Here is a 25,186-nt window from a genome sequence, read left to right as displayed (position 1 = left end):
GACCACGACGAGCTACCGCACCCCTGCGACCGAGGCGATCACCACGCCCGGTGCTCGTTGTATGTGTCGAATGCGCGCCTTCTGAGGGCCCCCGCCTGAGTCTCACGCCCCGAAGCGAGACCGAGCCACGCCGTCCGCACCCAGCGGAACGTGCCTGCCCGAGCACGCGCTGCCTTCCGGCCGTCCGCCGCGATCAGCTGTGCCGAGACCTACCGGTCAACCACTGCGAACAGTCTCATCAGACGAATGCCCCGTGCCCGGCGGACACCGCGCCGCGCACTCGACAGTGACGGAAACCCCTGTGATCACCACTACGGGCCTCACGAAGGTCTACCAGTCGCGCGGCCGAGAGGTCACCGCCCTCGACGGCGTCGACCTGCATGTCCGCGAGGGTGAGGTGTACGGCGTCATCGGACAGAGCGGCGCCGGAAAGTCCTCCCTGATCCGCTGCGTCAACCTGCTGGAGCGCCCCACCGCCGGCACCGTGACCGTCGCCGGCCAGGACCTCACCGCACTCGCGGGCCGGGGCCACCGCGCCGGCAAGGAGCTGCGCCAGGCCCGCAGCCGCATCGGCATGGTCTTCCAGCACTTCAACCTGCTGGCCTCGCGCACCGTCCAGGACAACGTCGAACTGCCCCTGGAGATCCTCGGCGTCTCCGGCCGGGACCGGGCCCGCAAGGCCCTCGGCCTTCTCGACCTGGTCGGCCTCTCCGACAAGGCGAAGGCCTACCCCGGCCAGCTCTCCGGCGGCCAGAAGCAGCGCGTCGGCATCGCCCGTGCGCTGGCCGGCGACCCCAAGGTGCTGCTCTCCGACGAGGCGACCTCCGCACTCGACCCCGAGACCACCCGCTCGGTGCTCCAGCTGCTGCGCGACCTCAACCAGCAGCTCGGTCTCACCGTCCTGCTCATCACGCACGAGATGGACGTCGTCAAGACCGTCTGCGACTCGGCCGCGCTGATGCGCAAGGGCCGCGTCATCGAATCCGGCACCGTCCGCGAGCTCCTCGCCACCCCCGGCTCCGAACTGGCCCACGAGCTGTTCCCCGTCGGCGGTACGGCATCCGGCCCGGACAGCACGGTCGTCGACGTCACCTTCCACGGCGAGGCCGCGGGCCGGCCGGTGATCTCCCAGCTCTCCCGTACGTACAACATCGACATCTCGATCCTGGGCGCCGCCATGGACACCGTCGGCGGCAACCAGATCGGCCGGATGCGCATCGAGCTCCCCGGCCGCTTCGAGGAGAACGTCGTCCCGATCGGCTTCCTGCGCGAGCAGGGCCTCCAGGCCGAGGTCGTGGAGCCCGAAGCCCCCGGCGTACCCGCACAGACCCCCGCCCCGCTCACCAAGGAGGCCGTCAAGTGACCTGGTCCGAAATGCAGCCACTGCTGACCCAGGGCACCGTCGACACCCTCTACATGGTGCTGTGGTCCGCGCTCGTCACCGTCCTGGCCGGCCTGCCGCTCGGCGTCCTGCTGGTCCTCACCGACAAGGGCGGACTGCTGCGGAACACCGCGGTGAACAAGGTCATCGGCGCGATCGTGAACATCGGCCGCTCGCTGCCCTTCATCATCCTGCTGATCGCGCTGATCCCGTTCACGACCTGGGTCGTCGGCACGTTCATCGGCCCCACGGCCATGATCGTCCCCCTCGCCGTGGGCGCCATCCCCTTCTTCGCCCGGCTCGTCGAGACGGCGATCCGCGAGGTCGACCACGGGCTCGTCGAAGCCGTCCAGTCCATGGGCGGTTCCATCCCGACGATCGTCCGCAAGGTCCTCCTGCCGCAGGCCCTGCCCTCGCTGGTCTCCGGCGTCACCACCACCGTCATCGTGCTCATCGGCTACTCCGCGATGGCCGGCGCGGTCGGCGGCGAAGGGCTCGGCTCCAAGGCCGTCACGTACGGATTCCAGCGCTTCGACAACCAGTTCATGCTCGTCACCGTCGTGCTCCTGGTCGTCATCGTGACCGTGGTCCAGCTGATCGGCGACGGAGCCGTACGCCTGCTGGCCCGCCGAGGCCGCACCACCACCTGAGACCTTCTTCCCCACCAAGCCCGAACTCCTTGTCCGGGCGCTCCACCCTCACCACCGAAAGAGGCACTTTTCGTGCGTAAGAACATCAAGATCACCGCAGCTGCCGCCGCCACCGCCGCCCTGGCCCTCGGCCTCAGCGCCTGCGGCACGGACTCCGACCCGGCGGCCAAGAGCGAGACCGGTGCCAAGGCCGACACCTCCAAGGCACTCGTCGTCGCCGCGTCCCCGACGCCGCACGGCGACATCCTGAACTTCGTCAAGAAGAGCCTGGCCGACAAGGCGGGCCTCAAGCTGGAGGTCAAGGAGTTCACGGACTACGTCCTGCCGAACACCGCGACCGAGACCGGCCAGGTCGACGCCAACTTCTTCCAGCACAAGCCGTACCTGGACGACTTCAACAAGAAGAACAACACCCACATCGTCCCGGTCGTCAACGTGCACCTGGAGCCCCTCGGCCTCTACTCCAAGAGCGTCAAGGACATCAAGGACATCAAGTCCGGCCAGACCATCGCCGTCCCCAACGACACCACCAACGAGGGCCGCGCCCTCCAGCTCCTCGCCGAGAACGGCCTGATCACCCTCAAGCCCGGCGTCGGCACCAACGCCAAGCTCAGCGACATCACGGACAAGAAGGGCCTGGAGTTCAAGGAGCTGGAGGCCGCAACCGTGCCCCGCGCCCTGAACGATGTCGACGCCGCCGTCATCAACGGCAACTACGCCATCGAGGCCAAGCTCAAGCCCGGCAAGGACTCCCTCGCGCTGGAGAAGTCCGAGGGCAACCCGTACGCGAACTTCCTCGCCGTCAAGGCGGGCAACGAGAAGGACCCCCGCGTCCAGAAGCTCGCCGGGCTCCTGAACTCCGACGAGGTCAAGAAGTTCATCGAGGACACCTACCAGGGCTCGATCGTCCCGGCCTTCGGTGCCCCCGCGAAGTCCTGACACCCGGACGGCACTTGCTCACCGAGCCCCGTACACCCCCACCGGGTGTGCGGGGCTCCGCCGTACCGACCCGGCCATGCACAACGCCGGGCGGATGCTGCATGCTGTGCCTTTACACGGTCTTCGGCATGGAGCTGCGCATGACTACCACCTTTCCGTCCATCTCCATCAGCACGGACAGATTGGTGCTGCGCCCCTTCGACATGGCGGACGTGCCCGCGTACATCGAGATGATGAACGACGAACTCGTCACCGCCTGGACCGAGAGCCCCCACCCCTACACGCAGGTCGACGCCGAACGGTGGGTCCGCAGGATCGCTCCTGCTGAGCGCACCCAGGGCAGCGGCATCGTCTTCGCCGTCACCGAGTTCCTCACCCAGCGCCTCGTCGGATCGGTCCGCCTCCTCAACACCGACTGGCGCACCCTCGCCACCGAGGTCCGCTACATCACCGCGCCCTGGGCCCGCGGTGAGGGATACGCCACCGAATCCGTGCTGGCCCTCGCCGAATGGCTCTTCCGCGACCAGCGGTTCGAACGTATCGAGCTGCGCACGCCCGCCGACAACACCGCCTCGCAGCAGGTCGCCCAGAAGCTGGGCTGCATCAGCGAGGGCGTCCTGCGCAACGCGCGGATAGCGCGTACCCGCACCGAGAACGGCACGGACGGCGGCTGGACCGACATCAGGACCGACCTGATCGTCTGGGGTCTCCTCCCCGAGGACCTCGAAGGGGTCGCCGAGGAGCTCGCCGACGCGGGCGGCTTCGGCAGCTACAACGACTGGAACTGACAACGAGCGGCCGCCGGACCGGGCCAGGTACGGACCAGGTACTCTCACCGTGCCCGCCACCCGCGGGCAGCCCACGCCTGCGACACCCCCAGGAGACTGACGACGATGGCCGACCGGGTCACGGTGATCGGCTGGGACGGCTCGCCACTGAGCAGGGCAGCCACCGCCGCCCTCTCGGCCGCCACGCTCGTCGCCGGAGCCGCGCACCACCTCGCCCTCGCCGAAGTCCCCGAACGCGCCGAGCGCATCCGCCTCGGCAGCATCGACCTGGCCGCCCGCAGGATCGCCGGACACCGCGGCAGCGCCGTGGTCCTCGCGGACGGCGACCCCGGCTTCTTCGGCGTCGTACGCACCCTGCGCGCACCCGAGCACGGCCTGGAAGTCGAAGTCGTCCCCGCCGTCTCCTCCGTAGCCGCCGCCTTCGCCCGCGCCGGAATGCCGTGGGACGACGCCCAGATCGTCGTCGCCCACCCGCGCACCCTGCGCCGCGCCGTCAACGTCTGCCGCGCCCACCACAAGGTCGCCGTCCTCACCTCGCCCGGTGCGGGCCCCGCCGAACTCGCGCTCCTCCTCGACGGCGTCCACCGCACCTTCGTCATCTGCGAGGAGCTCGGCAGCGCGCGGGAACAGGTCACCGTCCTCACCTCCGACAAGGCCGCCGACCACGCCTGGCGGGACCCGAACGTCGTCATCGTCATCGGCGGCGGCCCCGAGACCAGCGCCACCGGCGCCTGGATCGCCGGACGCCACCCCGCCTACCCCCGGGGCGTACGGGGCTGGGCGCTGCCCGCGGACGCGTACCGCGACGGCGCGGCGGACACCGGGGGAGAGACCGGCGAGGGCGAGTTCCCGGGTCTGCGTGCCGCCCAGTTGGCCCGCCTCGGCCCACGGACCGGCGACCTCGTCTGGGACATCGGCTCCGGCAGCGGCGCCCTGGCCGTGGAGGCCGCCCGCTTCGGCGCGGCCGTCCTGGCCGTGGACAGCGATCCGGAGGCCTGCGCCCGTACGACAGCCGCCGCCCGCACCTTCGGCGTCCAGGTCCAGGTCGTCCAGGGCCGGGCCCCGCACGTCCTGGAACGCCTGCCCGAACCGGATGTCGTACGCATCGGGGGCGGCGGCGTCCCCGTCGTGACCGCCGTCGCGGACCGCCGCCCCGAACGCATCGTCACGCACGCCTCCACGCGGGACGAGGCGGAGGCGCTCGGCGGCGCACTCGCGGCGAACGGATACCGGATCGACTGCGCCCTCCTCCAGAACGTCGAACTCGACACGTCCGCTTGGTCGGAGCGCGAACGTTCTGTCGTCTTCCTGCTCTCCGGCGTGCGTTCGGACCTCGCCCCCTGACCCGGTCGGAGACCCGGCGAGGTAGGCTGGCCGATCGTTGTACCGCACCCGGCCGTTCGTCGCTTCATTCGTCAATGTCCGGAAAAGGGGACCGTTTTGGTCCTCGCTGTGGTACGGCACAACCGGGGGACGCGCGACGTGGCGCAGTCCACAGCGAGCCGTGGCAGAAGTAGCTGCCGCGGCGGCGAACGGCCGCGAGAATGTGTATCTCCGCGTGCGGTTCGTGCCGCGCGGCGGGCCCGCTCGTTCTTGTTGACGAGCACCGGCGTGCCGTGGTTCGGGCGTCCCGGGCGAAGGGCCGAAGGAGCACTGACGATGGGCGAGGGGTACGCATGACTGACACCGGCCAGATCCCGGGCGAGGGACTGCCGGAGAACGCAGGCATGGTGGAGCAGCCGGGCGTCCCCGCCCCGGACGCCTACACCTTCCTCGATCCCTCCGAGCAGGCACCCGAGGACGACGACCTTCTCCTGATGCCCACGTCCCAGGGCGCCTGGAGCGACCCGCAGGCGGCCCCGGCCGAGCAGGCGGCGTACGCACCGGCACCCGAGCAGGCCGCCGCGTACCAGCAGCCCTACACGCAGGCTCCGGCGCAGGACCACTCGTACGGCCATCAGATGCAGGCCGTGCAGCAGGCCGAGCAGATGACGGGTACGCACGAGTCCGGTGGCCGTGACACGGGTTCCGTCGACCTCAACGGGGTACGTATCCCGGCGCCGGTCCCCGCATCCGCACCGGCTCACGCCCAGGCACCCGCGCCGGTCCCGGTGGGCGCCCAGGCCGCTGCCGCCCCCACACGCAGGCCGCTGCACCGGGGGCCCGCCTCCACCGAGGCGCCCTCCTTCGGCAGCACACCGAGCGGCGGCACCCCCAGCGGGGGAGTGGTCCGCTCACTGGCCGACCGCGGCCCCACCGCCGCACCCCAGACCCCGGCGCCCGCGCGGCACGCGGGACCGCCGACCACGGGCCCCGAGTACTTCGACCTGCCGGCCGCCGAGGCCCCGCAGCCCGGCCCGCAGCTGGGCGAGATCCCGCCGCAGGCCCCCGGCCCGTGGGCCGCCCAGGCACCGCAGCCGGCCGCACCGCAGGCACCCGAACAGCCGGCCGCCCCCGTGGCCCCGGCAGCCCCAGCAGAAACGGTCGTCCCGGAGCCGGCCGCGGAGCCGACCCCGGAACCGGCCGCCGAGATTCCCGCGGAGGCCCCGGCCGAGGCCGTGGCCCCGCCCGCCGCCCCCGCGGCAGAGGGCGACACCCTGGGCCGGTTCGTGGCGGTGGACGGCTCCGTACCGACGACGCCGCACCTGGCCCCGACACCGGCGGCCGAGCAGCCCGTGGCAGCCGCAGCCGCAGCCGTGGCCGAGCAGCCGGCCCCGCCGGAGGCCGTGACCCCTGCCCCTGCCCCGGAGCCGGAGCCGGTGATCGAGCCCCAGCCCCAGCCCCAGTTGGACGCCGTGACGGCCCCCGAGCCGGTGGCAGCGCCCGTGGCCGAGACGGCGCCGACGCCCGAGCTGGTCGTCGAGCAGGCCGCGACGGCCGAGCCCGCCCCCGAGCACGCGGCCCCCGTCGCCGAAGAGGTGGCGGTGGAAGCAGAAGCGGTCGCCGCGCCCGAAGCAGCACCGGTGGCAGAACCCGAGCCACTGCCGGAGACGGAACCCGTAGCGGAGACCGAGCCGGCCCCGGCCCCTGAGCCGACCCAGGTTCCTGAGCCGGCCCCGGCCCCTGAGCCTGCCCCCGAGGCCGTACCGTCGGCCGAGGCCACGGCCGAACCGGAAGCCGTCACGGGACCCGAGATCATCGAGACCCCGGACCTCGCGGAACCGGCACAGCACGCCGCCCCGGTCGCACTCCCGGCAGAGGCGGCCCCGGCCGGGGAAGCCACCCCAGCGCCCTCCGACGCAGCGCCCTCCGACGCGGCGCCCACCGAAGCCGCGTCCGAAGCCCCCGCCGAGGAAGCCGCTCCGGTGGCCGAGACAGCCGAGGAGCCCCAGCCGGCCGAGGAGATCGCCGAACCCGTCGCCTACTCCCCGCCCGCTCCCGGCTACGACGACGCCGAGCGCGAGGCCGTGTTCCGGGTGATGCGCGAGCGCCGCGACATCCGTAACGGATTCCGTAGCGACCCGATCCCGCACGAGGTGCTGCTCCGCGTCCTGGAGGCCGCGCACACGGCGCCCAGCGTGGGCCACTCGCAGCCCTGGGACTTCGTCGTCATCCGCTCGGCGGAGACCCGGCGTTCCATGCACGAACTGGCACAGCGTCAGCGCGAGGCGTACGCCACGTCGCTTCCCAAGGGCCGCGCCAAGCAGTTCAAGGAACTGAAGATCGAGGCCATCCTCGACACCCCGGTGAACATCGTCGTCACCGCCGACCCCACCCGTGGGGGCCGCCACACCCTCGGCCGGCACACCCAGCCGCAGATGGCGCCGTACTCCTCTGCTCTCGCCGTGGAGAACCTCTGGCTCGCCGCCAGGGCCGAGGGGCTCGGCGTCGGCTGGGTCAGTTTCTTCGACGAGCGTGAGATGGTCCGGGCGCTCGGGCTGCCCGACCACCTTGAGGTCGTCGCGTACCTCTGTGTCGGTTACGTCGACGAGTTCCCCGAGGAGCCCGAGCTGATGCAGGCCGGCTGGTCCAAGCGCCGCCCGCTGTCGTGGGTCGTGCACGAGGAGACGTACGGCCGCCGCGCCCTCCCCGGCGAGGAGCCGCACGATCTGCTCCAGGAGACCATCTCCAACATCCGCCCGCTGGACGCCAAGGCGCTCGGCGAGGCGTGGGAACGCCAGAAGCGGATGACCAAGCCGGCGGGCGCCCTCGGCATGCTGGAGATCATCTCCGCGCAGTTGTCCGGGCTCTCCCGGATGTGCCCGCCGCCGATCCCGGAACCCGCGGCCGTCGCGATCTTCGCCGGTGACCACGGGGTGCACGCCCAGGGCGTCACGGCCTGGCCGCAGGAAGTGACCGCCCAGATGGTGGCCAATTTCCTCGGTGGCGGAGCGGTGTGCAACGCCTTCGCGGCACAGGTGGGCGCCGAGGTCTGTGTGGTCGACGTCGGTGTGGCCGCCGAACTGCCCGCGACGCCCGGTCTCCTTCCTCGTAAGGTCCGTGCCGGCACGGCCGACTTCACGACCGGTCCCGCACTGAGCCGCGAGGACGTGCTGGCCGCCATCGAGGTGGGTATCGAGACGGCCCGCGACCTCGTGGCGGCAGGCAACAAGGGCCTGCTGACCGGCGAGATGGGCATCGCCAACACGACGGCTTCGGCGGCGCTGATCTGCGTGTACACGGGCATCGACCCGGCCGAGGTGACCGGGCGGGGCACCGGGATCAACGACGAGATGCACGCCCGCAAGGTCGATGTGGTCCGCCGCGCCCTGGATCTGCACCAGCCCGATCCGTCCGACCCCATCGGCGTGCTCGCCGCGGTCGGCGGCCTGGAACACGCGGCGATGGCCGGCTTCCTGCTCGGCGGCGCTTCGCTGCGTACCCCCGTGATCCTGGACGGTGTGAGCGCGGGAGCAGCGGCGCTGGTCGCCAGGGCGATCGCCCCGGAGGCACTCGCCGCCTGCATCGCGGGCCATCGCAGCGCGGAACCGGGCCACATCGCAGCCCTGAACAAGCTGGGCCTGCGCCCCCTGGTCGACCTGGACCTCCGCCTCGGCGAAGGGACGGGAGCGCTGCTCGCACTCCCCATCGTGCAGAGCGCGGCCCGCGCGATGCACGAGGTGGCGACGTTCGACTCGGCAGGCGTCACGGAGAAGTAACCCGCAGGCGCCGGGCGGGACCGCATCGCACCCCGCCCGGCACCAGCCGGCACGTCTCCCCACCGCCCCGGCCCGGTACGCGTCGGCACTCGCCACCCACCCGGCACGCGCCACAGTCTTCCGTCCCACCCTCCCGGCGCCCGCCGACAAGGTGCCGTCCAACCCGCGCGCGAGCCAGCACTGTTCCACCCGACCGGTACGCGTCGGCAGTCTTCCGTCCACCCCGCCCTCAGCCCACCCGGCACTCGGCAGCCCTCCAGCCCACCCAGCCCGCCCGGCGCTTGAGGGCATGCTTTTCAGCTCGTCCGGCGCTTGAGGACCGCGGCCCGGGGCGGAGCCCCGGTTTCGGGAAGGGGCGGGTAGGGGAAGGGCCCGCCGCAGGCGCCGCCCACACCACCCACCCCCCGCCCCGCACCCCGTATCGTGGTCCCACGCCCCACCCACACCCCAATCCCCGCACGTCACAGCCGCTCCACCGCCGCAGCGGCCCGCAGCACACCGCACCTGCACCCTGCACCTGCACCTGCACACCGCACACCGCACTGCACACCGCACCTGCACCCTGCCCGAGGAGCCCGCACAGCCATGGCCGAGTACGCCGAGCACCCCGCCTACCCCGTCGGACTGCGCCTGCGCGGGCGCCGCGTAGTCGTCGTCGGCGGCGGCCAGGTCGCGCAGCGCCGCCTCCCCGCACTCATCGCGGCCGGCGCCGACATCACCCTCGTGTCCCCGTCCGCGACCCCCTCCGTCGAGGCGATGGCCGACGCCGGCGAGATCCGCTGGGAGCGCCGCCGTTACCAGGAGGGGGACCTCACCGACACCTGGTACGCCCTCATCGCCACCACCGACGACGCCGCGAACGACGCCGCCTCCGCCGAGGCCGAGCGCACCCGGACCTGGTGCGTCCGCAGCGACGACGCCGAGGCCGCCACCGCCTGGACCCCGGCCACCGGCCGCAGCGAGGGCGTCACCGTCGCCGTGCTCACCACCACCTCGCAAGGCCGCGACCCCCGCCACTCCGCCGCGGTCCGCGACGCGATCGTCGAGGGCCTGCGCGACGGCACCCTCGCCGCCCCGCACCACCGCACGCACGCCCCGGGCGTCTCGCTGGTCGGCGGTGGCCCCGGCGACCCCGACCTCATCACGGTCAGGGGCCGCCGCCTCCTCGCCGAGGCCGACGTCGTCATCGCGGACCGGCTCGGCCCCCGCGACCTGCTCGACGAACTCCCGCCGCACGTCGAGGTCATAGACGCCGCCAAGATCCCGTACGGCCGCTTCATGGCCCAGGAGGCGATCAACCAGGCGCTGATCGAGCACGCCAAGGCCGGCAAGGCCGTCGTCCGTCTCAAGGGCGGCGACCCGTTCGTCTTCGGCCGCGGCATGGAAGAGGCCCAGGCGCTGGCCGCCGAGGGCATCCCCTGCACCGTCGTACCCGGCATCTCCAGTTCCATCTCGGTCCCGAGCGCCGCCGGAATCCCCGTCACCCACCGCGGCGTCGCCCACGAGTTCACCGTGGTCAGCGGTCACGTGGCCCCCGAGGACCCGCGTTCCCTGGTCGACTGGGCGGCCCTCGCGCAACTACGCGGCACCCTCGTCCTCCTGATGGCCGTCGACAAGATCGGTGCCATCGCCGCCGCGCTCATCGCCCACGGCAAGTCCCCCGACACCCCGGTGGCCCTGGTCCAGGAGGGCACCACGGCAGCCCAGCGCCGGGTCGACGCCACCCTCGCGACCGTCGGCGAACGGGCCGTCGCCGAGGACGTACGCCCGCCGGCCGTGATCGTCATCGGAGACGTCGTGAACGTCGGCCCGGACCCCATCGCCACCCCCACCGAGTAACCAGCGGTAACGGATCTTCATCCAAGCCGTTGGCACCTCACACCGGACAAGGCAGTATCACCCTGTGGCTGATCTCATCACCGTCGACGACCCCGACGACCCCCGCCTGCGCGACTACACCGGCCTCACCGACGTCGAACTCCGGCGTCGGCGGGAGCCCGCCGAGGGCCTCTTCATCGCCGAGGGCGAGAAGGTGATCAGACGCGCCAAGCACGCCGGGTACGAGATGCGGTCCATGCTGCTCTCCGCCAAGTGGGTCGACGTGATGCGCGACGTCATCGACGAGGTCCCCGCTCCGGTGTACGCGGTCACCCCCGAGCTCGCCGAGCGGGTGACCGGCTACCACGTGCACCGCGGCGCCCTCGCCTCCATGCAGCGCAAGCCGCTGCCCACGGCCGGCGAACTCCTCCGCACCGCCCGCCGGGTGGTCGTCATGGAATCGGTCAACGACCACACCAACATCGGCGCCATCTTCCGGAGCGCCGCCGCCCTCGGCATGGACGCGGTCCTCCTCTCCCCGGACTGCGCGGACCCGCTCTACCGGCGCTCGGTCAAGGTGTCCATGGGCGCCGTGTTCTCCGTCCCGTACGCCCGCCTCGACACGTGGCCCAAGGACCTGGACGGCGTACGGGAGGCGGGCTTCAAACTCCTCGCGCTCACCCCGGACGAGAAGGCGTCGAGCATCGACGACGCCGCGCCTCACCGGCTGGAACGGGTCGCGCTGATGCTCGGCGCGGAGGGCAACGGCCTGTCCACCCAGGCGCTCATGGCCGCCGACGAATGGGTACGCATCCCCATGGCCCACGGCGTCGACTCGCTCAACGTGGGCGCGGCGGCGGCCGTCGCCTTCTACGCGGTGGCGACCGGACGCCCGCAGGACTGACGGAACACCGCTTACCGCCGTGCCCGCGGCGGTTCGGGGGCGGCGGCCTCCTCGTGCGTCCGGGACTGCACCTGCGCCTCTGCCCGGGGCTGCTCCACCGTCTGCCCGCCGCCCAGCCCGCGCGCGGGCCCCTGGCACCCCTGGGCCGCCGCGATGCCGAGAGCCACCAGCAACGTCACGACGACGAAGACGACCAGCCGCTGCCGCAGCAGCCGGGGATTGGCGGGCCGCCGCCCGGTCGAGGTGGTGCGGGCACCGGGCCGGGTGCCCGGACGTCCCTGCGCACCGTTCGTCCCCTGCGTACCGTGCGGACGCTTCCCCGAGCGGGTCGTACTGCGCGGCGCCTGCGGCCGCGATCCTCCGGTACGGGGCGGGGCGGACCGTGAGGAGGACCGCTGCCCCTGCGGCCGGGAGGCCGATTCGGAGCTGTCTGCCGACCGCCGCGTCGGCTGCTCGGCATACGGGCTCTCCATCCGGCCGGTGGGCCGGTCCGTGTCCGGCGCGGACCGCTGCGCGGGGGGCCGGCTGTCGTGCAGCCCCTGTGCCTCGCGCGCCGCGATCTCCTTGAGCCGCATGGACAGTTGCAGCGTGCTCGGCCGCTCCTCGGGGTCCTTCGCCAGACAGGCACGGACCAGCGGAGCGAGCGCGTCGTGCACGTCGTACAGCTGCGGCTCCTCGTGCACCACCCGGTACAGCATCACTTCGGAACTGCCGTGGCCGAAGGGCGAATCGGCCATCGCCGCGTAAGCCAGCGTGGCACCCAGCGAGAAGACGTCCGTGGCGGGCGTCACCGCGGCGCCCCGCACCTGCTCCGGCGCCAGGAAGCCGGGCGAGCCCACCGCCGTACCGACATGGGTGAGCGTGCTCGCCCCGGTCGCCCAGGCGATACCGAAGTCGATGATCCGCGGGCCCTTGGGGGAGAGGAGGATGTTCGACGGCTTCAGGTCACGGTGGACGACACCGGCCTCGTGCACCGCCACCAGCCCCTCGGAGAGCGCGGCCCCGATCGAGGCCACCTCGGCGGCCGACAGCGGACCCTCCTCGGCGACCTTGTCGTGGAGGGAGGGGCCCGGCACGTACTGCGTCGCGAACCACGGACGGTCCGCCTCCAGATCGGCGGCCACCAGACGCGCCGTACAGCCGCCGCGAATCCGCCGGGCAGCGGACACCTCGCGAGCGAAACGTGAACGGAACTCCTGGTCCTCGGCCAGATCCGGGCGGATCACCTTGAGCGCCACGCGCTGGCCACGCCGGTCCGAACCCAGATAGACGACACCCATGCCGCCCGCCCCGAGCCGCCGGTGCAGCCTGAACGAGCCGACGAGACGCGGGTCCTCGCGCCGGAGCCGCATCATCGCCATGTCTGCCCATCCCCGCTGCCTGGTCCGCCTGACGAGGCACAGCTTACGTACCCGGCGCCCGGCACGCTCAGAGGCCGCGCCCTCGCCCGAGAATCGATTGTCAGTGCCGGGTGGGAAACTTGAGGAGTGGTCAGGGAGCGGTGGATCCAGGCGCCCCGGCCCGTGCGAGATCTCAATGGACCGTCGCAGAAGGGGGATTGGATCAGTGAAGGGCGATCGCGTGGAGATAGTCGTGGACGCGGGAGACACGACCAGGACGTACGAGGTGGTGGCCTCCAGAGCAGGCCGCAGGGTGGAGACGGCCGTCCGCCGGGGGGTGGTCGAAGTGAGTGAAGTCACCCGCAGTGGATCAGTCGTCCGCACCGCCCGCTTCATGGCGACCAGGGTCCTCGCCCTGGTCGAACAACCGGTTCCCAGGGAGGACGCGTCCGAGCGTCCCCTCCGGGATGTCCCCAAGGTATAGCGCCGCGTCTCCACCCAGGGGAGTACGCCGACTACCGACAGCTCATCCTCCGGGAGGCCCGGCAATCGGTACGCGGGCATGACGACCCCTGCGCGAGGGTTCCCTAATGTTGAGGTCAAGCGGCGGGCGCAGCACTCGTCCCCCGAGGTCACACGCCCGCCGCTCCACATCAGGTCAGGAGAGGAACCATGTCGGACACGGCAATGCGGACCATGATCCGTACGCAGGGACGCAAGGCACACGCCTCGTTCGGTGCCCGTCCGTCCGGCCGCCGTCACCCACTGGTGGCGACGGCCATGGTTCTTCCCCTGGCGGCCCTGCTCGTAGTCGTCTTCGGCGGCTGGGACGCGGTGGTCACACAGGCGTCGTCCGTGGGCGTGATGCTGGGGCGCTGAGCGGCGCCCCGGGTCCGGAAGAGCGGTCCGGACCGGGACATCCGGCCAACAACCCCGTGGGGACGGGGGTGCGGCGGACGGCAGCGTTTGTCCGGCCAGCTGGGGAGCTGGCCGGACATCGCGCTGTCCGGGCCCGTACGCCCCACGACGTACGCTCATGGCACGGACCGGCGGAGGGCCGGACCCGCCATCGCCGGGGGAGTCCATGACCACCACCACGGTCGTACGCGCACTGGGCGACCTCGCGCACGACAGCGCCCACCCACGGGTCCCGGCCTGCGACTGCGCCCCGGCGCAGGTGCTCGCGGACCGCGCGGACGGCACGGTCGTCCGCAGAGGGAAGATCGTGGCCAAGGCCCACGCCCCGGGCACCGACGGCCCGGCCCTGACGGCCCGCCTGGCCCTGGCCGCCACGCCCGCCCTGGCCGGCATCCTCCTGCCTCCGCTCCCGGCACGGCGCATCCCGCCGCCCCCGTCACCGCGCGCGGAGGCCCCACCGACGACGAGCGGCCCCGGCCCGGCCAACCAGCACCTGGACCGGCACCACCAGGCCGAGCGCGACCAGGACCGGCACCACGTGCCCGCAGCCGACGCCGGGCCGCCCACCGGGCACCCCCCGGAGCCTCCGCGCACCGAGTCGGACCCCACGCACACGCTCCTCCACGGCCGCCCCGTCACACTCTGGCCGCACGGCTCCCCCGTGGACCCGTCGGACCCCGACGCCGCCCCCTGGGAGGAGGCGGCCGTCCTCCTCGCCCGCCTCCACGGCACGCGGCCACCCCTGCCTCTCCCGCCGATGCGCGGCCCCGCCAAGGCCGCCCTCGCCGTCGCCCGGATGCGCGCGGCCCGTCCCGACGACCCGGCCACCCACCCGGTACTGGCCGCCTGGCGCAGCCTGCCCGCCTGGGCCCGCGACGAGGCACCCGCGCCCGCGCACCGCGCGGGATTCCTCTGCCACGGCGACCTGCACCTCGGACAGCTGGTCCGCTACCCCGCACCGCACGGTCCCTGGCTGCTGATCGACGTCGACGACACGGGCCTCGGGGACGCGGCCTGGGACCTCGCGCGGCCCGCTGCCTGGTACGCGGCCGGACTGCTGCCGCCCGATGTCTGGCTGCGCTTCCTCGACGCCTACCGCACCGCCGGCGGCCCGGCCGTACGCGGCGAGGGGGACCCGTGGCCCGAGCTGGACGTGCCCGCGCGGGCGCTCACGGTGCAGACCGCCGCACTCGCCTTCGCCAAGTCCGCCGCGGAGGGGCGCAGTCCGGATGAGGTGGAGCAGCTGATGATCGACGCCTGTGCCCGAATTGCGTCCCTCCCGCCCGAGTTGGCCGTCGAACGCTCGTCGTAGGGTGAACCGACCGCAGCCGGGCATGAATTCCGGCGACGGCTAACCGACGGCGAGGAGCCGACCAGATGATGCAGTGCCCCAAGTGTCACGCGCAGATGCACACGTACAACCGCAACGGCGTCCAGATCGAGCAGTGCAGCGGCTGCCGCGGGATATTCCTCGACTACGGCGAGCTGGAGTCCCTGACCCGCCTGGAGTCGCAGTGGACGCAGCAGGCCCCGCCCGCTCCCGCGCCGCCGGCCCCCCAGGCGTACCCCGCCGCCGCCGCGCCCGCTCCCGCGTGGGGCGCCCCGCAGCACCAGGGCGGGCACTACGGCCACCACCGCCAGAAGAGCTTCGGCCGGATGCTCTTCTCCTCCTGAGCCGGACACCTCCGCAGCACGGCCCGGACGCACCGCGTCCGGGCCCGCGGCGCGTTCTCGCGCCTCTCCGCGCAACACAGAAACCCCCGGTCGTCGAGACGACCGGGGGTTTCGGATGGTGCGCGATACTGGGATTGAACCAGTGACCTCTTCCGTGTCAGGGAAGCGCTCTCCCGCTGAGCTAATCGCGCAGGGTGACCCTGCGTGTACTGCGTGCGCGATACTGGGATTGAACCAGTGACCTCTTCCGTGTCAGGGAAGCGCTCTCCCGCTGAGCTAATCGCGCGGGGATCCTTGCGGACCAGTGGACGATACTGGGATTGAACCAGTGACCCCTTCCGTGTCAGGGAAGTGCTCTCCCGCTGAGCTAATCGTCCTTGGAGGTGGAGACGGGATTTGAACCCGTGTAGACGGCTTTGCAGGCCGTTGCCTCGCCTCTCGGCCACTCCACCAGGAGTGAGGATTCGGGAAGATCCCTCACTTTCTGCGAGCGGACGACCAGGTTCGAACTGGCGACCTCAACCTTGGCAAGGTTGCGCTCTACCAACTGAGCTACGTCCGCTTGTCATTCCCGGTCCGCTTGCGCGTCCCGGCGACGTGTTGAACTCTAGCGGATTCCCGGGCCAGTACAAAAACGCGTTTGCGCAGCTTGCCGAGGTGCACTCGCCCCGACGCAGGTCACGGCACACCGTCCTAGACTCACCAGGGTGTACGACCTCGCTCCCATGGCCCGCTTCGGCGGCCTCGTCGCCTCCGGTCTGCGGGATGTGACCAGTGATCCCGCGGCCCTCGACTCCTCCGGCTTCTGGGCCGTCTGTGCCGATTTCGAAGGCGCTCTCGTCTGCGCCCGCTTCTCCGACGTACGGACCGAGCCGGTGCCCGCGCCCCTGCCCGGGGCCTGGCGCGGGCCCGCTGTCGGGGACTGGTCCTCGTCCCTGGACAAGGCCGCCTACATGGCCGGTGTGCGGCGCATCCGTGAACACATCGCGGCAGGTGAGGTGTACCAGGCCAACCTCTGCCGGGTGATGTCCGCGCCCCTGCCCGACGCGGTGGGCAGTGACGTGGACGCCCTCACCGCGCTCCTCGCGCGGGGGAACCCCGCTCCGTACGCAGGAACGATCCGGCTCCCCGCGCAGGGCGTCGAGATCGCCACCGCGTCCCCCGAGCTCTTCCTGAAGAGGGACGGACGCACCGTCGAGTCCGGACCGATCAAGGGCACGGGCCGCACCGAGGACGATCTGCTGGAGAAGGACCACGCGGAGAACGTGATGATCGTCGACCTGGTCCGTAACGACCTCGGACGGGTCTGCGCGACCGGCAGTGTCACCGTGCCCGACCTCTGTGTGGTGGAGAAGCACCCCGGCCTCGTCCACCTCGTCTCCACCGTGCGGGGACGGCTGGCGGACGGAGCGGGCTGGCCCGAACTGCTCGCGGCGGCGTTCCCGCCCGGTTCCGTCACCGGAGCGCCGAAGTCCAGCGCGCTCCGGATCATCGAAGCCCTGGAGACCTCGCCCCGGGGGCCGTACTGCGGAGGAATCGGCTGGGTGGACGCCGACCGCGCCACCGCCGGCCTCGCCGTCGGGATACGGACGTTCTGGATCGACCGCACCGACGCCGCCGTGCCGACGCTCCGCTTCGGCACCGGAGCAGGCATCACCTGGGGGTCCGATCCGGAGCGGGAATGGGACGAGACCGAGCTGAAGGCGTCGCGGCTGCTCGCTGTAGCGTCGGGTGCCTACGAGGAGACAGGAAGGACCGCACCATGATGATCTGGGTCAACGGCGAGCTGCGCGACGCCGATGACGCACGGGTGTCCGTGCTCGACCACGGGCTCACCGTCGGGGACGGTGTCTTCGAGACGGTCAAGACCGTCGGGGGCCGCCCCTTCGCCCTCACCCGTCACCTGGACCGGCTGACCCGCTCGGCCAGGGGCCTCGGCCTCCCGGACCCGGACCACGACGAGATCCGCCGCGCCGCCCGGGCGGTGATCGACGCCACACCCCTCCCGCTCGGCAGGCTGCGCATCACGTTCACCGGCGGAATCTCGCCGCTCGGCTCGGACCGAGGCGACAACGGACCCGGTCTCGTCGTCGCCCTGGGGGAGGTGGGCCGCCGCCCCGACTCCACCGCCGTGATCACCGTCCCGTGGACGCGCAACGAACGCAGCGCGGTCGCCGGGCTCAAGACCACCTCCTACGCCGAGAACGTCGTCGCGCTCGCCCGCGCGCACAGCCACGGCGCCAGCGAGGCGCTCTTCGCCAATACGGCGGGGCAGCTCTGCGAGGGCACCGGCTCCAACGTCTTCGTGGTCCTCGACGGGCAGATCCACACCCCGCCGCTCGCCTCCGGCTGCCTCGCCGGGATCACCCGCGCCCTGGCCGTGGAATGGACCGGAGCGCAGGAGACCGAGCTGTCGCCCGAGGTGCTGGAGCACGCCGAGGAGATCTTCCTGACCTCGACCACGCGGGACATCCAGGCCGTTCACCGGGTCGACGCGCGGGAGCTCCCCGGCGCCCCCGGCCCGGTGACGGCGAAGGCCATGCGCGTCTTCGACGAGCGTGCGGGCGACGATCTCGACCCGTAAAGACGTAAAAGCGGGTGACGGCCCGCCGCGCAGCGGATAGAACACCTCTGATGACCACCACCCTGCGGCCGGCCGGGCCGAGCAAGCAAGGCGCCGACGGCGCACGGGAACGCGTCTACGACGTGTGCGACAACGGGCGTCCAGTCGGCGCCGTGGAGATCGCCACCGACCCGTCGTTCGGCGCGACGGCAGGGGTGCTCCGCTCGCTGCGGATCGACGCCTCCCACCGGAGGCGGGGCCGCGGCATCATCGCCGCGCTCGCCGCCGAGGAGGTACTGAGGGGCTGGGGCTGTGTCCAGGTCCGGCTGGAGGCCCCGGCGGGCAACGAGGCCGCCCAGCGGCTGGCGGCCGCGCTCGGCTACACGGAGCGCAGCCGGAACATGATCAAGCCGCTGCCGCAGGACCCTCCCGCGCTGCCCGCCGGACTCGTCGCGCGCTCGATGTCCGAGGAGGAGTTCGGGCGGTGGGAGGCCGACGCCATCACCGCCTACGCCCGGAGCTGGATCGACCGCGGTGTCCCCGCCGACCAGGCCACGCAGAAGTCCGAGGCCGACCACGCCAGGCTGCTTCCGGACGGACTGTCCTCGGACGGTGTGCGTCTGCATGTCCTGGTGCACGACGGGGAAACGGTCGGCCACATCTGGGTGGCACGGCTCGAACAGACCCCTGGGTCGTGGATCGGCTGGGTCTACGACGTCGAGGTACGCGAGGAGCACCGGGGGCGCGGCTACGGCCGCGCGCTGATGCTGGAGGCGGAGGGCATGGCCCTGGCCGCCGGTGCGGACCGGCTCGGACTGCATGTCTTCGCCGCCAACACACCGGCGCTCCGGCTGTACGAGTCGCTCGGCTACGAGGCGACGCACTACAACCTGGCCAAGCCGTTGTAGTAGACGACCGGGCGAGCCCTGCGGTGATCCGGCTGTCAGTCCTGCGCGGCGAGCAGCCGGTCGGCGATCTCCTGGATCCGCTCGCGGAGCCCCTCCTGGCTCTTGCCGCCGTCCAGCCGCTCGTCGCCGATCACGTACGTCGGCGTTCCGGTCACCCCGATGGCCTTGCCCTCGGCCTGATCGGCGTCGACGACCAGGAGATGCCGGCCGTCGATCAGGGCCGTGTCGAACTCTTCGGCGTCCAGGCCCAGTTCGCGCGCCACGTCGAGCAGCGTCGGCTCACCCGCGCGGGACAGGTCGGAGGTACGGGCGAGCAGGGCTTCCGCGTAGGGCCAGCCCTTGCCCTGTTCGTACGCCTCCTCGGCGGCCTGGGCGGCGGCGTAGGCGTGCTTGTTCTTCTCCAGCGGGAAGTGCCGCAGCCGGATGTCCAGCCGGTCGCCGTAGCGGGCGCGCAGCGCGTGTACATCGGTGAGGGCCTGATGGCAGTCGGGACACTGGAGGTCGCACCAGATGTCGAGGACGACCGGGGCCGGGGGTGTGGATTCGCTCATGAAATCAGTCTTTCAGGCCGGGAGGGAGCTTCCCAATCGGCACCTGGGGAGGAGTACGGCCCTGAAATGTCCCTGATGTGGTTGTGGGTCGTGGCTCCGGCGCGGATGGCGGTGCAGGATGGAAGGGACGTTTCCCCGCGCCTTGGAGGCCCCGATGCTTGCCGAGACCATCTGTTCCGCGGCATCGGCGGCGGGCCTGGGCATCGCCGCGGTCACCGCGTACCGCAAGCGATTCCTCGCGGCCACCCGCATCGCCGCGTACGCGCTCGTGCCGGTCGGCCTGGTGATGACCGGGGTCGTCGAGTGGGTGTCGGATATCGCCTTCAAGCCGAGTGTCTGGCTCGGGTTCGGGGTGCTCGGGCTGGCCTGGCTGCTCTTGATGACGACTCGGGCGGTGGAGCGCCGACGCGGTTCCACCCGTGAGGAGCGCGAGGCGGCCCGCGCGGCACGGAACGAGGCGGTCGCCCCGGCCGCGTCGGCGCCCCCGCTGACCTCGGGCATCCCGGCGGAGCGACCCCGTGCGAAGCCGAAGAAGGAGCAGGCGGCGGCGCCGGGGGACGACTTCAGCGACATTGAGGCCATCCTGAAGAAGCACGGCCTCTGAGCAAGCAGCGCGGCCTCCGGGCGCCGGGTGCGAGCCCGAACCCCGGCCCTGCGGGCACGACGAGGCCATGAATCGATTCATCCCCGCTTGACGCGCCGCATCGAGGGGGTTACCGTCCCCATCGAATTGAAACAATTCATTCGGTGTCACGGGTCGGCCGGCAGTCGTCCCGTACGTCGAAGCGCGTCGACGCGCGAGGGCGCGCGAGGGCGCGAACCGGTGCCGGAACGGACACCGGGTATGGGCGAGGATGACGGAACTCCCGGTGTCACCGTCCGTACGATGGGAGTCCCCGCGCCCGTGCGCGGCGGCAGGAAGCGTCAGTGGGGCAGGGCTAGTGGGGCGTGTGGCAGGGATCAAGGACGTGGCCCGGCAGGCCGGAGTCTCGGTGGGCACGGTCTCCAACGTGATCAACCGGCCCGAGGCGGTGCTGCCCGACACCCGGGCCCGGGTGCTGGCGGCCATCGAGGACCTCGGGTACGTACGCAGTGAGTCGGCCCGGCAGCTCCGGGCCGGCCGCAGCCGGATCATGGCGCTGCTCGTCCTCGACATGGGCAACCCGTTCTTCGTGGACGTGGCCCGCGGTGCCGAGCGGGCCGCACGGCAGGCCGGGCTCGGGGTCATGGTCTGCAACAGCGACCAGAGCCCCACCGAGGAGGCCGACTACCTCGGACTCTTCGCCGAGCAGCGGGTCTGTGGAGTGCTGGTCACCCCGGCCGACGCCACGGGCCGCAATCTCGAGGCGTTCAGCCGCCACCGGATTCCCTTCGTGCTCGTGGACCGGGTGTCCTCCGGCGGCGAGTCCTGCGCCGTCTCCGTCGACGACGTCCGCGGCGGCGCACTCGCCGTCGGGCACCTCGTCTCGGCGGGCCACCGCTCCGTCGCCTATGTGAGCGGCCCCGGCGACCTCCACCAGATACGGGACCGCCGCGAAGGGGCGCTGGCCGCGCTCGCCGAGGCCGGACTTTCGCCGGAGGCCCTCGTCGAGATCCCCTCCGACCGCCTGGACGTCGCGGCGGGCCGCGACGCGGGAGCCAGGCTGCTCGGCCTCGTGCCCCGGCCGACCGCTGTCTTCTGCGCCAACGACCTCCTCGCCCTGGGTGTCCTGCAGTCGCTGTACGCGGCCGGGGTGCGCGTCCCGCAGGACGTCGCCATCGTCGGCTACGACGACATCGAGTTCGCCGCCGCGGCGGCCGTACCGCTCACATCGGTGCGTCAGCCCGCCGTGGTGATGGGACGGATGGCGGCGGAACTTCTGCTGGAGGAGGCCGACGACGACGGCACCCACGAGCACCGCAGCGTGGTGCTCCAGCCGGAACTCGTCGTGCGCGCCTCCAGCGCCGCCGGCGCCGCCCCGCGCTGACCTGTCTGCCGGCCCCCAGCCGTCCGCACCTTCCTTTCGGATGTCCTGATACGGAGTCGCTGTGCCCCTGTTCGACATGCCCCTGGACCAACTCCGCGCCTACCGGCCGGAACGCGAGGAGCCGGACGACTTCGACGCGTTCTGGGAGGGCACGCTCAAGGCGTCCGCCGACTACCCGCTCGACCCCGCATTCGTGCCGTACGACGCGGCGTTGAGCCACGTCGATGTCTACGACGCGTCCTTCGCCGGCTGGGGCGGCCACCGCGTCAGGGCCTGGCTGAACGTCCCGGCCGGAGCCGCGGAGCCCCTCCCATGCGTGGTCCACTTCCTGGGGTACGGCGTCGGCCGGGGCCTGCCCCACGAGCATCTGACCTGGCCGGCGGGCGGCTGGGCGGTCCTCGTGGTCGATACGCGCGGTCAGGGAGCCGGCAACGGCCGCACCCCGGGCGCCACCGCCGACCCGCACGGGGGCGCCAACCCGCAGTCGCCCGGCTTTCTGACCCGGGGTGTTCTCGACCCCGACGAGTACTACTACCGGCGGGTGTTCACCGATGCGGTGCGGGCCGTCGAGGCCGCCCGTACGCATCCCTCCGTCGACCCGGCGCGCATCGTCGTGCACGGCGGCAGCCAGGGCGGCGGCATCGCGCACGCCGCCGCCGCGCTGAGCCCGGGTGTGTCCGCCGCCTTCATCGACGTCCCCTTCCTCAGCAACTTCAGGCGCGCCGTCGAGATCACCGACCAGGACCCCTACCAGGAGATCGTCCGCTTCCTCTCCACCCAGCACGGCACGGCCGAGCAGGTGTTCCGGACGCTTTCGTACTTCGACGGCATGAGCTTCGCGGCCCGTGCCACCGCCCGCGCGCTCTACTCGGTGGCGCTGAGGGACACGATCTGCCCGCCGTCCACCGTCTTCGCCGCCTACAACCACTGGGCGGGACCGAAGGAGATCGAGGTCTACCCCTGGAACGGCCACGAGGGCGGCGCCTCGGCCCAAGTGGCGGTCCAGCTGCGCACGTTGCGCGAACTCGTCTGAGCGGACGTGGGAGCGGGGCCGGCGGAATCCCGAGGTCCCGAAAGTGTGATGGCGGATCGGACGCCGGAGCGATTCTTACCGGCCACGACAGGGGTGAACTCCCGTCCGGAAAAAGCGTGTTGATCGCCATAAGGGGGTCAACTGAGTCATGATCAACCCGAGATGGTGGACACATCCCGGGGCGAAGCCCCCGCACCCCCCGCCGAAGAGCCGCGTGGCTGCCTCTTCGCGCTCTCCCAGCCACCCCTGATGATCTTCCTCACGGTGATCGGCAGCCTGCTGCTGATGGCCGCGCTGCACGATCTCTTCCTGCTGTGAGCGCCGGAGCGGCACCCCGGCCCGCCCCGCCGCCAGGGCGGGCGGCGCCGCGGCGTGCGCCTCCGCGCCGGGGGCGTCAGCGGGACGCTTCCATGCGCACGGTGCCCGGGCGCGGGGGACGTCAGCGGGACGCTTCCTTGCGCCGGGCCCGGTACGCGGCGACATGGAGCCGGTTGCCGCAGGTGCGGCTGGAGCAGTAGCGGCGGGAGCGGTTGCGGGACAGATCGACGAAGGCCCGTCGGCAGTCCGGTGCCTCGCACCGCCGCAGCCGCTCCTGCTCGCCCGCCACGACGATGAACGCGAGGGCCATGCCGCAGTCGGCCGCGAGGTGGTCGGCGATCGAGGCGTCCGGGGCGAAGTAGTGGACATGCCAGTCGTAGCCGTCGTGGTCGGTGAGCTGCGGGGTGGTTCCCGCGGCGGCCACCAGCCGGTTGACGAGATCGGCCGCCGTACGGGCGTCGGGTGCCGCGAAGATCTCCGCGAACCGGCCGCGTACCTCCTGTACGGCCCGCAGGTCCTTCTCGGCGAGCCCGCCGACGCCGCTGATGAGCCGGCGCCGCGCGAAGTCGTACAGCGCCTCGACGTCGGCGAGTCCGTCGGTCTGCTCGCTCTCGGGCAGCTCGTGCTCCGGTGCGGTGTTCACCAGATCAACCACCGTGTCGAGGGCGATCCGGGTGTCGTGTGGGATCAGCACGCTTCGCTCCCTGAAATCCGGCGGGCGGGCGCCGCCGATGGCGGCTGACTCTACTGGCTCGGGACGAGCTCATCCGGCCCGGAGCGCGCTCGGGGGGCCGGGCCGGGCGCCGTGATCGGCCGGGGAGGTCCGGCGGCCGGTGGCGGCCCGGCAGGGGTCTCCGCGGGCCGCTCCGGGCGGCCGCGGGCAGGGCGCCGGGCGCGGGGCCGTGGGCGAGGGCAGCGCAGGGACCGGCCGGTCTACGCGCACCGGCGCCGTCACCGCGGTGGATTCCGCGGTGACGGCGCCGGTATATGCCCTATGCGGTTGTCCGCGAGACGCCGTCGCCCCGAGTCGGACGGCGTCCTGCAGCGTTCGGTCTGGCTCAGCCCTCGGCCAGGATCTGGCTCAGCTCTCGGCCAGGATGTGTGAGAGCTCCGTGTCGAGGTCGAAGTGACGATGCTCGGTGCCCGGCGGAACCGCGGCGTCGGTCCTCTTCAGGAACGACTCCAGGGCCCTTGCCGGGGCTTCGAGCAGGGCTTCGCCCTCTGGGGAACTCAGCGCGATACAGACGACGCCCTGGCCGTGACTACGTGATGGCCAGACGCGGACGTCTCCGGTGCCGGTGGGCCTGTGCAGCCCCTCGGCAAGGAGGTCACGGGCGAATACCCATTCGACCGTCTCCTCCGCTCCGGTGTGGAAGGTGGCGTGCACGGCATAGGGATCGGCCGTGTCATACCGCAGGCCCGCGGGTACAGGCAGTGAGGACTCGCTCGACACAACGAGGCGCAGGTGCAGCTCGCAGCTGACCGTGGTGTTCATAAGCGCCAGGGCCTTTCGCTCAGTGTGCGCTCGGGGATTCGCACGTCGGCGAAATCGACATGCCACCTACGGTGGCGTTGTAAACCCCTCTGACCCATTTGTGGCTCTTCGGGTCCCTCGTACGGCGGCGTGTAACTTTGAGTTATGCGGCCATTCCGGTGACGAAGACCGTTCGGGTAGGTTGGTGACCATGAATGCGGAGAGTGACGAGCGGAATGGGACCGCCACACAGGCCCCCGAGTCCGCCGCGGGGGGCGCGGTGAGGGTCGAGCGGGAGCTGGGATCGCGGGCGCCGGCCTTCATCAAGGCGTCGAGGCCGCTGCACATGAGCTGGCAGGTCGGCGTCTTCGTCGTCGGCCTCGCCGTGGTGGCCGCGGGCGTCGTCATGCTGCCGCTGCCGGGTCCCGGGTGGCTCGTGATCTTCGGCGGCATGGCGATCTGGGCGACCGAGTTCGTGTGGGCGCAGCTGGTGCTCCGCTGGACCAGGCGCAAGGTCACGGAGGCCGCGCAGAAGGCGCTCGATCCCAAGGTGCGGCGGCGCAACATCATCCTCACCACGGTCGGGCTCGTGATCATCGCTGCGCTGGTCGCGGTCTACGTCTGGAAGTTCGGAATCACGATGCCGTGGAAGATCGCCGAGTGACCTGGGGATGGTCTCGGAGCGCCGCTGACATGGGGTAATGTTTGCGGTGCGCCCGGGCGATTAGCTCAGTGGGAGAGCGCTTCGTTCACACCGAAGAGGTCACTGGTTCGAACCCAGTATCGCCCACCCGGACAGGGGGCCCGTGAGACTGAGAAGTCTCACGGGCCCTCTGGCGTTTTCCGGGCCCCTTCGGCGAC

General features: G+C 71.9%; 24 protein-coding genes and 6 tRNA genes. 21 read left to right on the top strand and 9 right to left on the bottom strand.

Translation table 11 applies throughout. The features are described 5' to 3' along the window. The first annotated feature begins 301 nt into the window (after positions 1 to 301). The 8 genes from AC07FA_RS21365 (at position 302) to AC07FA_RS21330 (ending at position 11,579) form a co-directional block, all read left to right on the top strand. Positions 302 to 1,363 carry a methionine ABC transporter ATP-binding protein gene (locus AC07FA_RS21365; protein ID WP_479077456.1) on the top strand — a complete coding sequence of 354 codons (1,062 nt, stop codon included), beginning with the start codon at positions 302 to 304 and terminating at the stop codon, positions 1,361 to 1,363. Continuing rightward, on the top strand, positions 1,360 to 2,031 hold the full coding sequence (locus AC07FA_RS21360; RefSeq protein WP_443039252.1) for a methionine ABC transporter permease: 672 nt from the start codon (positions 1,360 to 1,362) through the stop codon (positions 2,029 to 2,031). Before AC07FA_RS21365 ends, AC07FA_RS21360 begins: the two co-directional genes overlap by 4 nt. 72 nt (positions 2,032 to 2,103) lie before the next feature. Further along, on the top strand, positions 2,104 to 2,970 hold the full coding sequence (locus AC07FA_RS21355; protein ID WP_479077455.1) for a MetQ/NlpA family ABC transporter substrate-binding protein: 867 nt from the start codon (positions 2,104 to 2,106) through the stop codon (positions 2,968 to 2,970). Between the two features lie 101 nt (positions 2,971 to 3,071). Continuing rightward, positions 3,072 to 3,758 carry a GNAT family N-acetyltransferase gene (locus AC07FA_RS21350; protein ID WP_479077453.1) on the top strand — a complete coding sequence of 229 codons (687 nt, stop codon included), beginning with the start codon at positions 3,072 to 3,074 and terminating at the stop codon, positions 3,756 to 3,758. A 105-nt stretch (positions 3,759 to 3,863) separates the two neighbouring features. After that, positions 3,864 to 5,102 carry a precorrin-6y C5,15-methyltransferase (decarboxylating) subunit CbiE gene (gene cbiE, locus AC07FA_RS21345; protein ID WP_479077451.1) on the top strand — a complete coding sequence of 413 codons (1,239 nt, stop codon included), beginning with the start codon at positions 3,864 to 3,866 and terminating at the stop codon, positions 5,100 to 5,102. A gap of 332 nt (positions 5,103 to 5,434) precedes the next feature. Next, positions 5,435 to 8,857, top strand: a complete 3,423-nt coding sequence (cobT, locus tag AC07FA_RS21340) for a nicotinate-nucleotide--dimethylbenzimidazole phosphoribosyltransferase (RefSeq protein ID WP_479077449.1) — start codon at positions 5,435 to 5,437, stop codon at positions 8,855 to 8,857. 585 nt (positions 8,858 to 9,442) lie between these two features. Beyond that, positions 9,443 to 10,696, top strand: a complete 1,254-nt coding sequence (cobA, locus tag AC07FA_RS21335; protein ID WP_479077447.1) for a uroporphyrinogen-III C-methyltransferase — start codon at positions 9,443 to 9,445, stop codon at positions 10,694 to 10,696. 64 nt (positions 10,697 to 10,760) lie between these two features. Further along, positions 10,761 to 11,579, top strand: a complete 819-nt coding sequence (locus tag AC07FA_RS21330; RefSeq protein WP_479077445.1) for a TrmH family RNA methyltransferase — start codon at positions 10,761 to 10,763, stop codon at positions 11,577 to 11,579. A gap of 11 nt (positions 11,580 to 11,590) precedes the next feature. Here the strand turns inward: AC07FA_RS21330 and AC07FA_RS21325 are convergent, their stop codons facing one another. Further along, on the bottom strand, positions 11,591 to 12,940 hold the full coding sequence (locus AC07FA_RS21325; RefSeq protein WP_479077443.1) for a serine/threonine-protein kinase: 1,350 nt from the start codon (positions 12,938 to 12,940) through the stop codon (positions 11,591 to 11,593). Positions 12,941 to 13,145: 205 nt separating this feature from the next. Here AC07FA_RS21325 and AC07FA_RS21320 point away from each other — a divergent pair, with 205 nt between their 5' ends. From AC07FA_RS21320 to AC07FA_RS21305, 4 genes are all read left to right on the top strand, one after another. Continuing rightward, positions 13,146 to 13,403, top strand: a complete 258-nt coding sequence (locus AC07FA_RS21320; RefSeq protein ID WP_479077441.1) for a hypothetical protein — start codon at positions 13,146 to 13,148, stop codon at positions 13,401 to 13,403. Between the two features lie 188 nt (positions 13,404 to 13,591). Continuing rightward, positions 13,592 to 13,798 (top strand): hypothetical protein, encoded by a 207-nt coding sequence (locus tag AC07FA_RS21315; protein WP_479077439.1) that lies wholly within the window; start codon positions 13,592 to 13,594, stop codon positions 13,796 to 13,798. A gap of 205 nt (positions 13,799 to 14,003) precedes the next feature. Continuing rightward, entirely contained in the window at positions 14,004 to 15,149 is a 1,146-nt protein-coding gene (locus AC07FA_RS21310; protein ID WP_479077437.1) for a phosphotransferase family protein, read from the top strand. Positions 15,150 to 15,214: 65 nt separating this feature from the next. Next, positions 15,215 to 15,511 carry a TFIIB-type zinc ribbon-containing protein gene (locus tag AC07FA_RS21305; RefSeq protein ID WP_328909105.1) on the top strand — a complete coding sequence of 99 codons (297 nt, stop codon included), beginning with the start codon at positions 15,215 to 15,217 and terminating at the stop codon, positions 15,509 to 15,511. 116 nt (positions 15,512 to 15,627) lie between these two features. Here AC07FA_RS21305 and AC07FA_RS21300 read toward each other — a convergent pair. From AC07FA_RS21300 to AC07FA_RS21280, 5 genes are all read right to left on the bottom strand, one after another. After that, positions 15,628 to 15,702: transfer RNA gene (locus AC07FA_RS21300), tRNA-Val, on the bottom strand. A gap of 23 nt (positions 15,703 to 15,725) precedes the next feature. Beyond that, positions 15,726 to 15,797, bottom strand: a tRNA-Val gene (locus AC07FA_RS21295). Between the two features lie 19 nt (positions 15,798 to 15,816). Further along, positions 15,817 to 15,888: transfer RNA gene (locus AC07FA_RS21290), tRNA-Val, on the bottom strand. A gap of 1 nt (position 15,889) precedes the next feature. After that, positions 15,890 to 15,963, bottom strand: a tRNA-Cys gene (locus AC07FA_RS21285). A 37-nt stretch (positions 15,964 to 16,000) separates the two neighbouring features. Continuing rightward, positions 16,001 to 16,073: transfer RNA gene (locus AC07FA_RS21280), tRNA-Gly, on the bottom strand. A 163-nt stretch (positions 16,074 to 16,236) separates the two neighbouring features. Here AC07FA_RS21280 and AC07FA_RS21275 point away from each other — a divergent pair. From AC07FA_RS21275 to AC07FA_RS21265, 3 genes are read left to right on the top strand one after another with little or no spacing between them, the layout of a single operon-like run. Next, a complete protein-coding gene (locus AC07FA_RS21275) occupies positions 16,237 to 17,277 on the top strand; it encodes a chorismate-binding protein (RefSeq protein WP_479077786.1) in 1,041 nt (346 codons plus the stop codon). After that, entirely contained in the window at positions 17,274 to 18,095 is an 822-nt protein-coding gene (locus tag AC07FA_RS21270) for an aminotransferase class IV (RefSeq protein ID WP_479077435.1), read from the top strand. Before AC07FA_RS21275 ends, AC07FA_RS21270 begins: the two co-directional genes overlap by 4 nt. 50 nt (positions 18,096 to 18,145) lie before the next feature. Continuing rightward, positions 18,146 to 18,982, top strand: a complete 837-nt coding sequence (locus tag AC07FA_RS21265) for a GNAT family N-acetyltransferase (protein WP_479077433.1) — start codon at positions 18,146 to 18,148, stop codon at positions 18,980 to 18,982. A 35-nt stretch (positions 18,983 to 19,017) separates the two neighbouring features. Here the strand turns inward: AC07FA_RS21265 and AC07FA_RS21260 are convergent, their stop codons facing one another. Then, positions 19,018 to 19,533, bottom strand: a complete 516-nt coding sequence (locus AC07FA_RS21260; RefSeq protein WP_479077431.1) for a DsbA family protein — start codon at positions 19,531 to 19,533, stop codon at positions 19,018 to 19,020. Between the two features lie 154 nt (positions 19,534 to 19,687). Between AC07FA_RS21260 and AC07FA_RS21255 the strand changes: the two genes are divergently transcribed. From AC07FA_RS21255 to AC07FA_RS21240, 4 genes are all read left to right on the top strand, one after another. Further along, positions 19,688 to 20,137, top strand: coding sequence for a hypothetical protein (locus AC07FA_RS21255; protein ID WP_479077429.1), 450 nt, complete (start codon positions 19,688 to 19,690; stop codon positions 20,135 to 20,137). Positions 20,138 to 20,483: 346 nt separating this feature from the next. Then, positions 20,484 to 21,500, top strand: coding sequence for a LacI family DNA-binding transcriptional regulator (locus AC07FA_RS21250; RefSeq protein WP_479077427.1), 1,017 nt, complete (start codon positions 20,484 to 20,486; stop codon positions 21,498 to 21,500). A gap of 61 nt (positions 21,501 to 21,561) precedes the next feature. Beyond that, positions 21,562 to 22,533 (top strand): acetylxylan esterase, encoded by a 972-nt coding sequence (locus AC07FA_RS21245; protein ID WP_479077425.1) that lies wholly within the window; start codon positions 21,562 to 21,564, stop codon positions 22,531 to 22,533. Positions 22,534 to 22,695: 162 nt separating this feature from the next. After that, complete coding sequence (locus AC07FA_RS21240; protein WP_164711272.1) at positions 22,696 to 22,851, top strand: hypothetical protein; 156 nt, start codon at positions 22,696 to 22,698, stop codon at positions 22,849 to 22,851. A 121-nt stretch (positions 22,852 to 22,972) separates the two neighbouring features. On the opposite strand, the gene AC07FA_RS21235 is transcribed toward AC07FA_RS21240, so the two are convergent. Continuing rightward, the gene (locus tag AC07FA_RS21235; protein WP_479077423.1) at positions 22,973 to 23,545 is read right to left on the bottom strand and encodes a CGNR zinc finger domain-containing protein; all 573 of its coding nucleotides are present in this window, start codon (positions 23,543 to 23,545) and stop codon (positions 22,973 to 22,975) included. A gap of 387 nt (positions 23,546 to 23,932) precedes the next feature. Further along, positions 23,933 to 24,346: an SsgA family sporulation/cell division regulator gene (locus AC07FA_RS21230; protein WP_003959770.1), complete on the bottom strand. Its 414-nt coding sequence runs from the start codon at positions 24,344 to 24,346 to the stop codon at positions 23,933 to 23,935. A gap of 190 nt (positions 24,347 to 24,536) precedes the next feature. Here AC07FA_RS21230 and AC07FA_RS21225 point away from each other — a divergent pair, with 190 nt between their 5' ends. Together AC07FA_RS21225 and AC07FA_RS21220 are read left to right on the top strand one after the other, a co-directional pair. Next, positions 24,537 to 24,989: a TIGR02611 family protein gene (locus AC07FA_RS21225; protein ID WP_479077421.1), complete on the top strand. Its 453-nt coding sequence runs from the start codon at positions 24,537 to 24,539 to the stop codon at positions 24,987 to 24,989. Between the two features lie 54 nt (positions 24,990 to 25,043). Continuing rightward, positions 25,044 to 25,115 (top strand) — tRNA-Val (locus tag AC07FA_RS21220). Positions 25,116 to 25,186 lie beyond the last annotated feature (71 nt).

Source organism: Streptomyces sp. NPDC045968, from assembly GCF_056430475.1.
The sequence above is the reverse complement of the archived record's forward strand: the minus strand, read 5'-3'. Positions and strand labels throughout refer to the sequence as shown.

Excerpts from the sequence above, each read along its gene's own strand:
- AC07FA_RS21350 (WP_479077453.1), top strand. The coding sequence starts at position 3,072 with ATGCTGTGCCTTTACACGGTCTTCGGCATGGAGCTGCGCATGACTACC.
- cbiE (WP_479077451.1), top strand. The coding sequence starts at position 3,864 with ATGGCCGACCGGGTCACGGTGATCGGCTGGGACGGCTCGCCACTGAGC.
- cobT (WP_479077449.1), top strand. The coding sequence starts at position 5,435 with ATGACTGACACCGGCCAGATCCCGGGCGAGGGACTGCCGGAGAACGCA.
- cobA (WP_479077447.1), top strand. The coding sequence starts at position 9,443 with ATGGCCGAGTACGCCGAGCACCCCGCCTACCCCGTCGGACTGCGCCTG.
- AC07FA_RS21325 (WP_479077443.1), bottom strand. The coding sequence starts at position 12,940 with ATGGCGATGATGCGGCTCCGGCGCGAGGACCCGCGTCTCGTCGGCTCG.
- AC07FA_RS21315 (WP_479077439.1), top strand. The coding sequence starts at position 13,592 with ATGTCGGACACGGCAATGCGGACCATGATCCGTACGCAGGGACGCAAG.
- AC07FA_RS21310 (WP_479077437.1), top strand. The coding sequence starts at position 14,004 with ATGACCACCACCACGGTCGTACGCGCACTGGGCGACCTCGCGCACGAC.
- AC07FA_RS21305 (WP_328909105.1), top strand. The coding sequence starts at position 15,215 with ATGATGCAGTGCCCCAAGTGTCACGCGCAGATGCACACGTACAACCGC.
- AC07FA_RS21275 (WP_479077786.1), top strand. The coding sequence starts at position 16,237 with ATGGCCCGCTTCGGCGGCCTCGTCGCCTCCGGTCTGCGGGATGTGACC.
- AC07FA_RS21270 (WP_479077435.1), top strand. The coding sequence starts at position 17,274 with ATGATGATCTGGGTCAACGGCGAGCTGCGCGACGCCGATGACGCACGG.
- AC07FA_RS21265 (WP_479077433.1), top strand. The coding sequence starts at position 18,146 with ATGACCACCACCCTGCGGCCGGCCGGGCCGAGCAAGCAAGGCGCCGAC.
- AC07FA_RS21260 (WP_479077431.1), bottom strand. The coding sequence starts at position 19,533 with ATGAGCGAATCCACACCCCCGGCCCCGGTCGTCCTCGACATCTGGTGC.
- AC07FA_RS21255 (WP_479077429.1), top strand. The coding sequence starts at position 19,688 with ATGCTTGCCGAGACCATCTGTTCCGCGGCATCGGCGGCGGGCCTGGGC.
- AC07FA_RS21240 (WP_164711272.1), top strand. The coding sequence starts at position 22,696 with ATGGTGGACACATCCCGGGGCGAAGCCCCCGCACCCCCCGCCGAAGAG.
- AC07FA_RS21230 (WP_003959770.1), bottom strand. The coding sequence starts at position 24,346 with ATGAACACCACGGTCAGCTGCGAGCTGCACCTGCGCCTCGTTGTGTCG.
- AC07FA_RS21225 (WP_479077421.1), top strand. The coding sequence starts at position 24,537 with ATGAATGCGGAGAGTGACGAGCGGAATGGGACCGCCACACAGGCCCCC.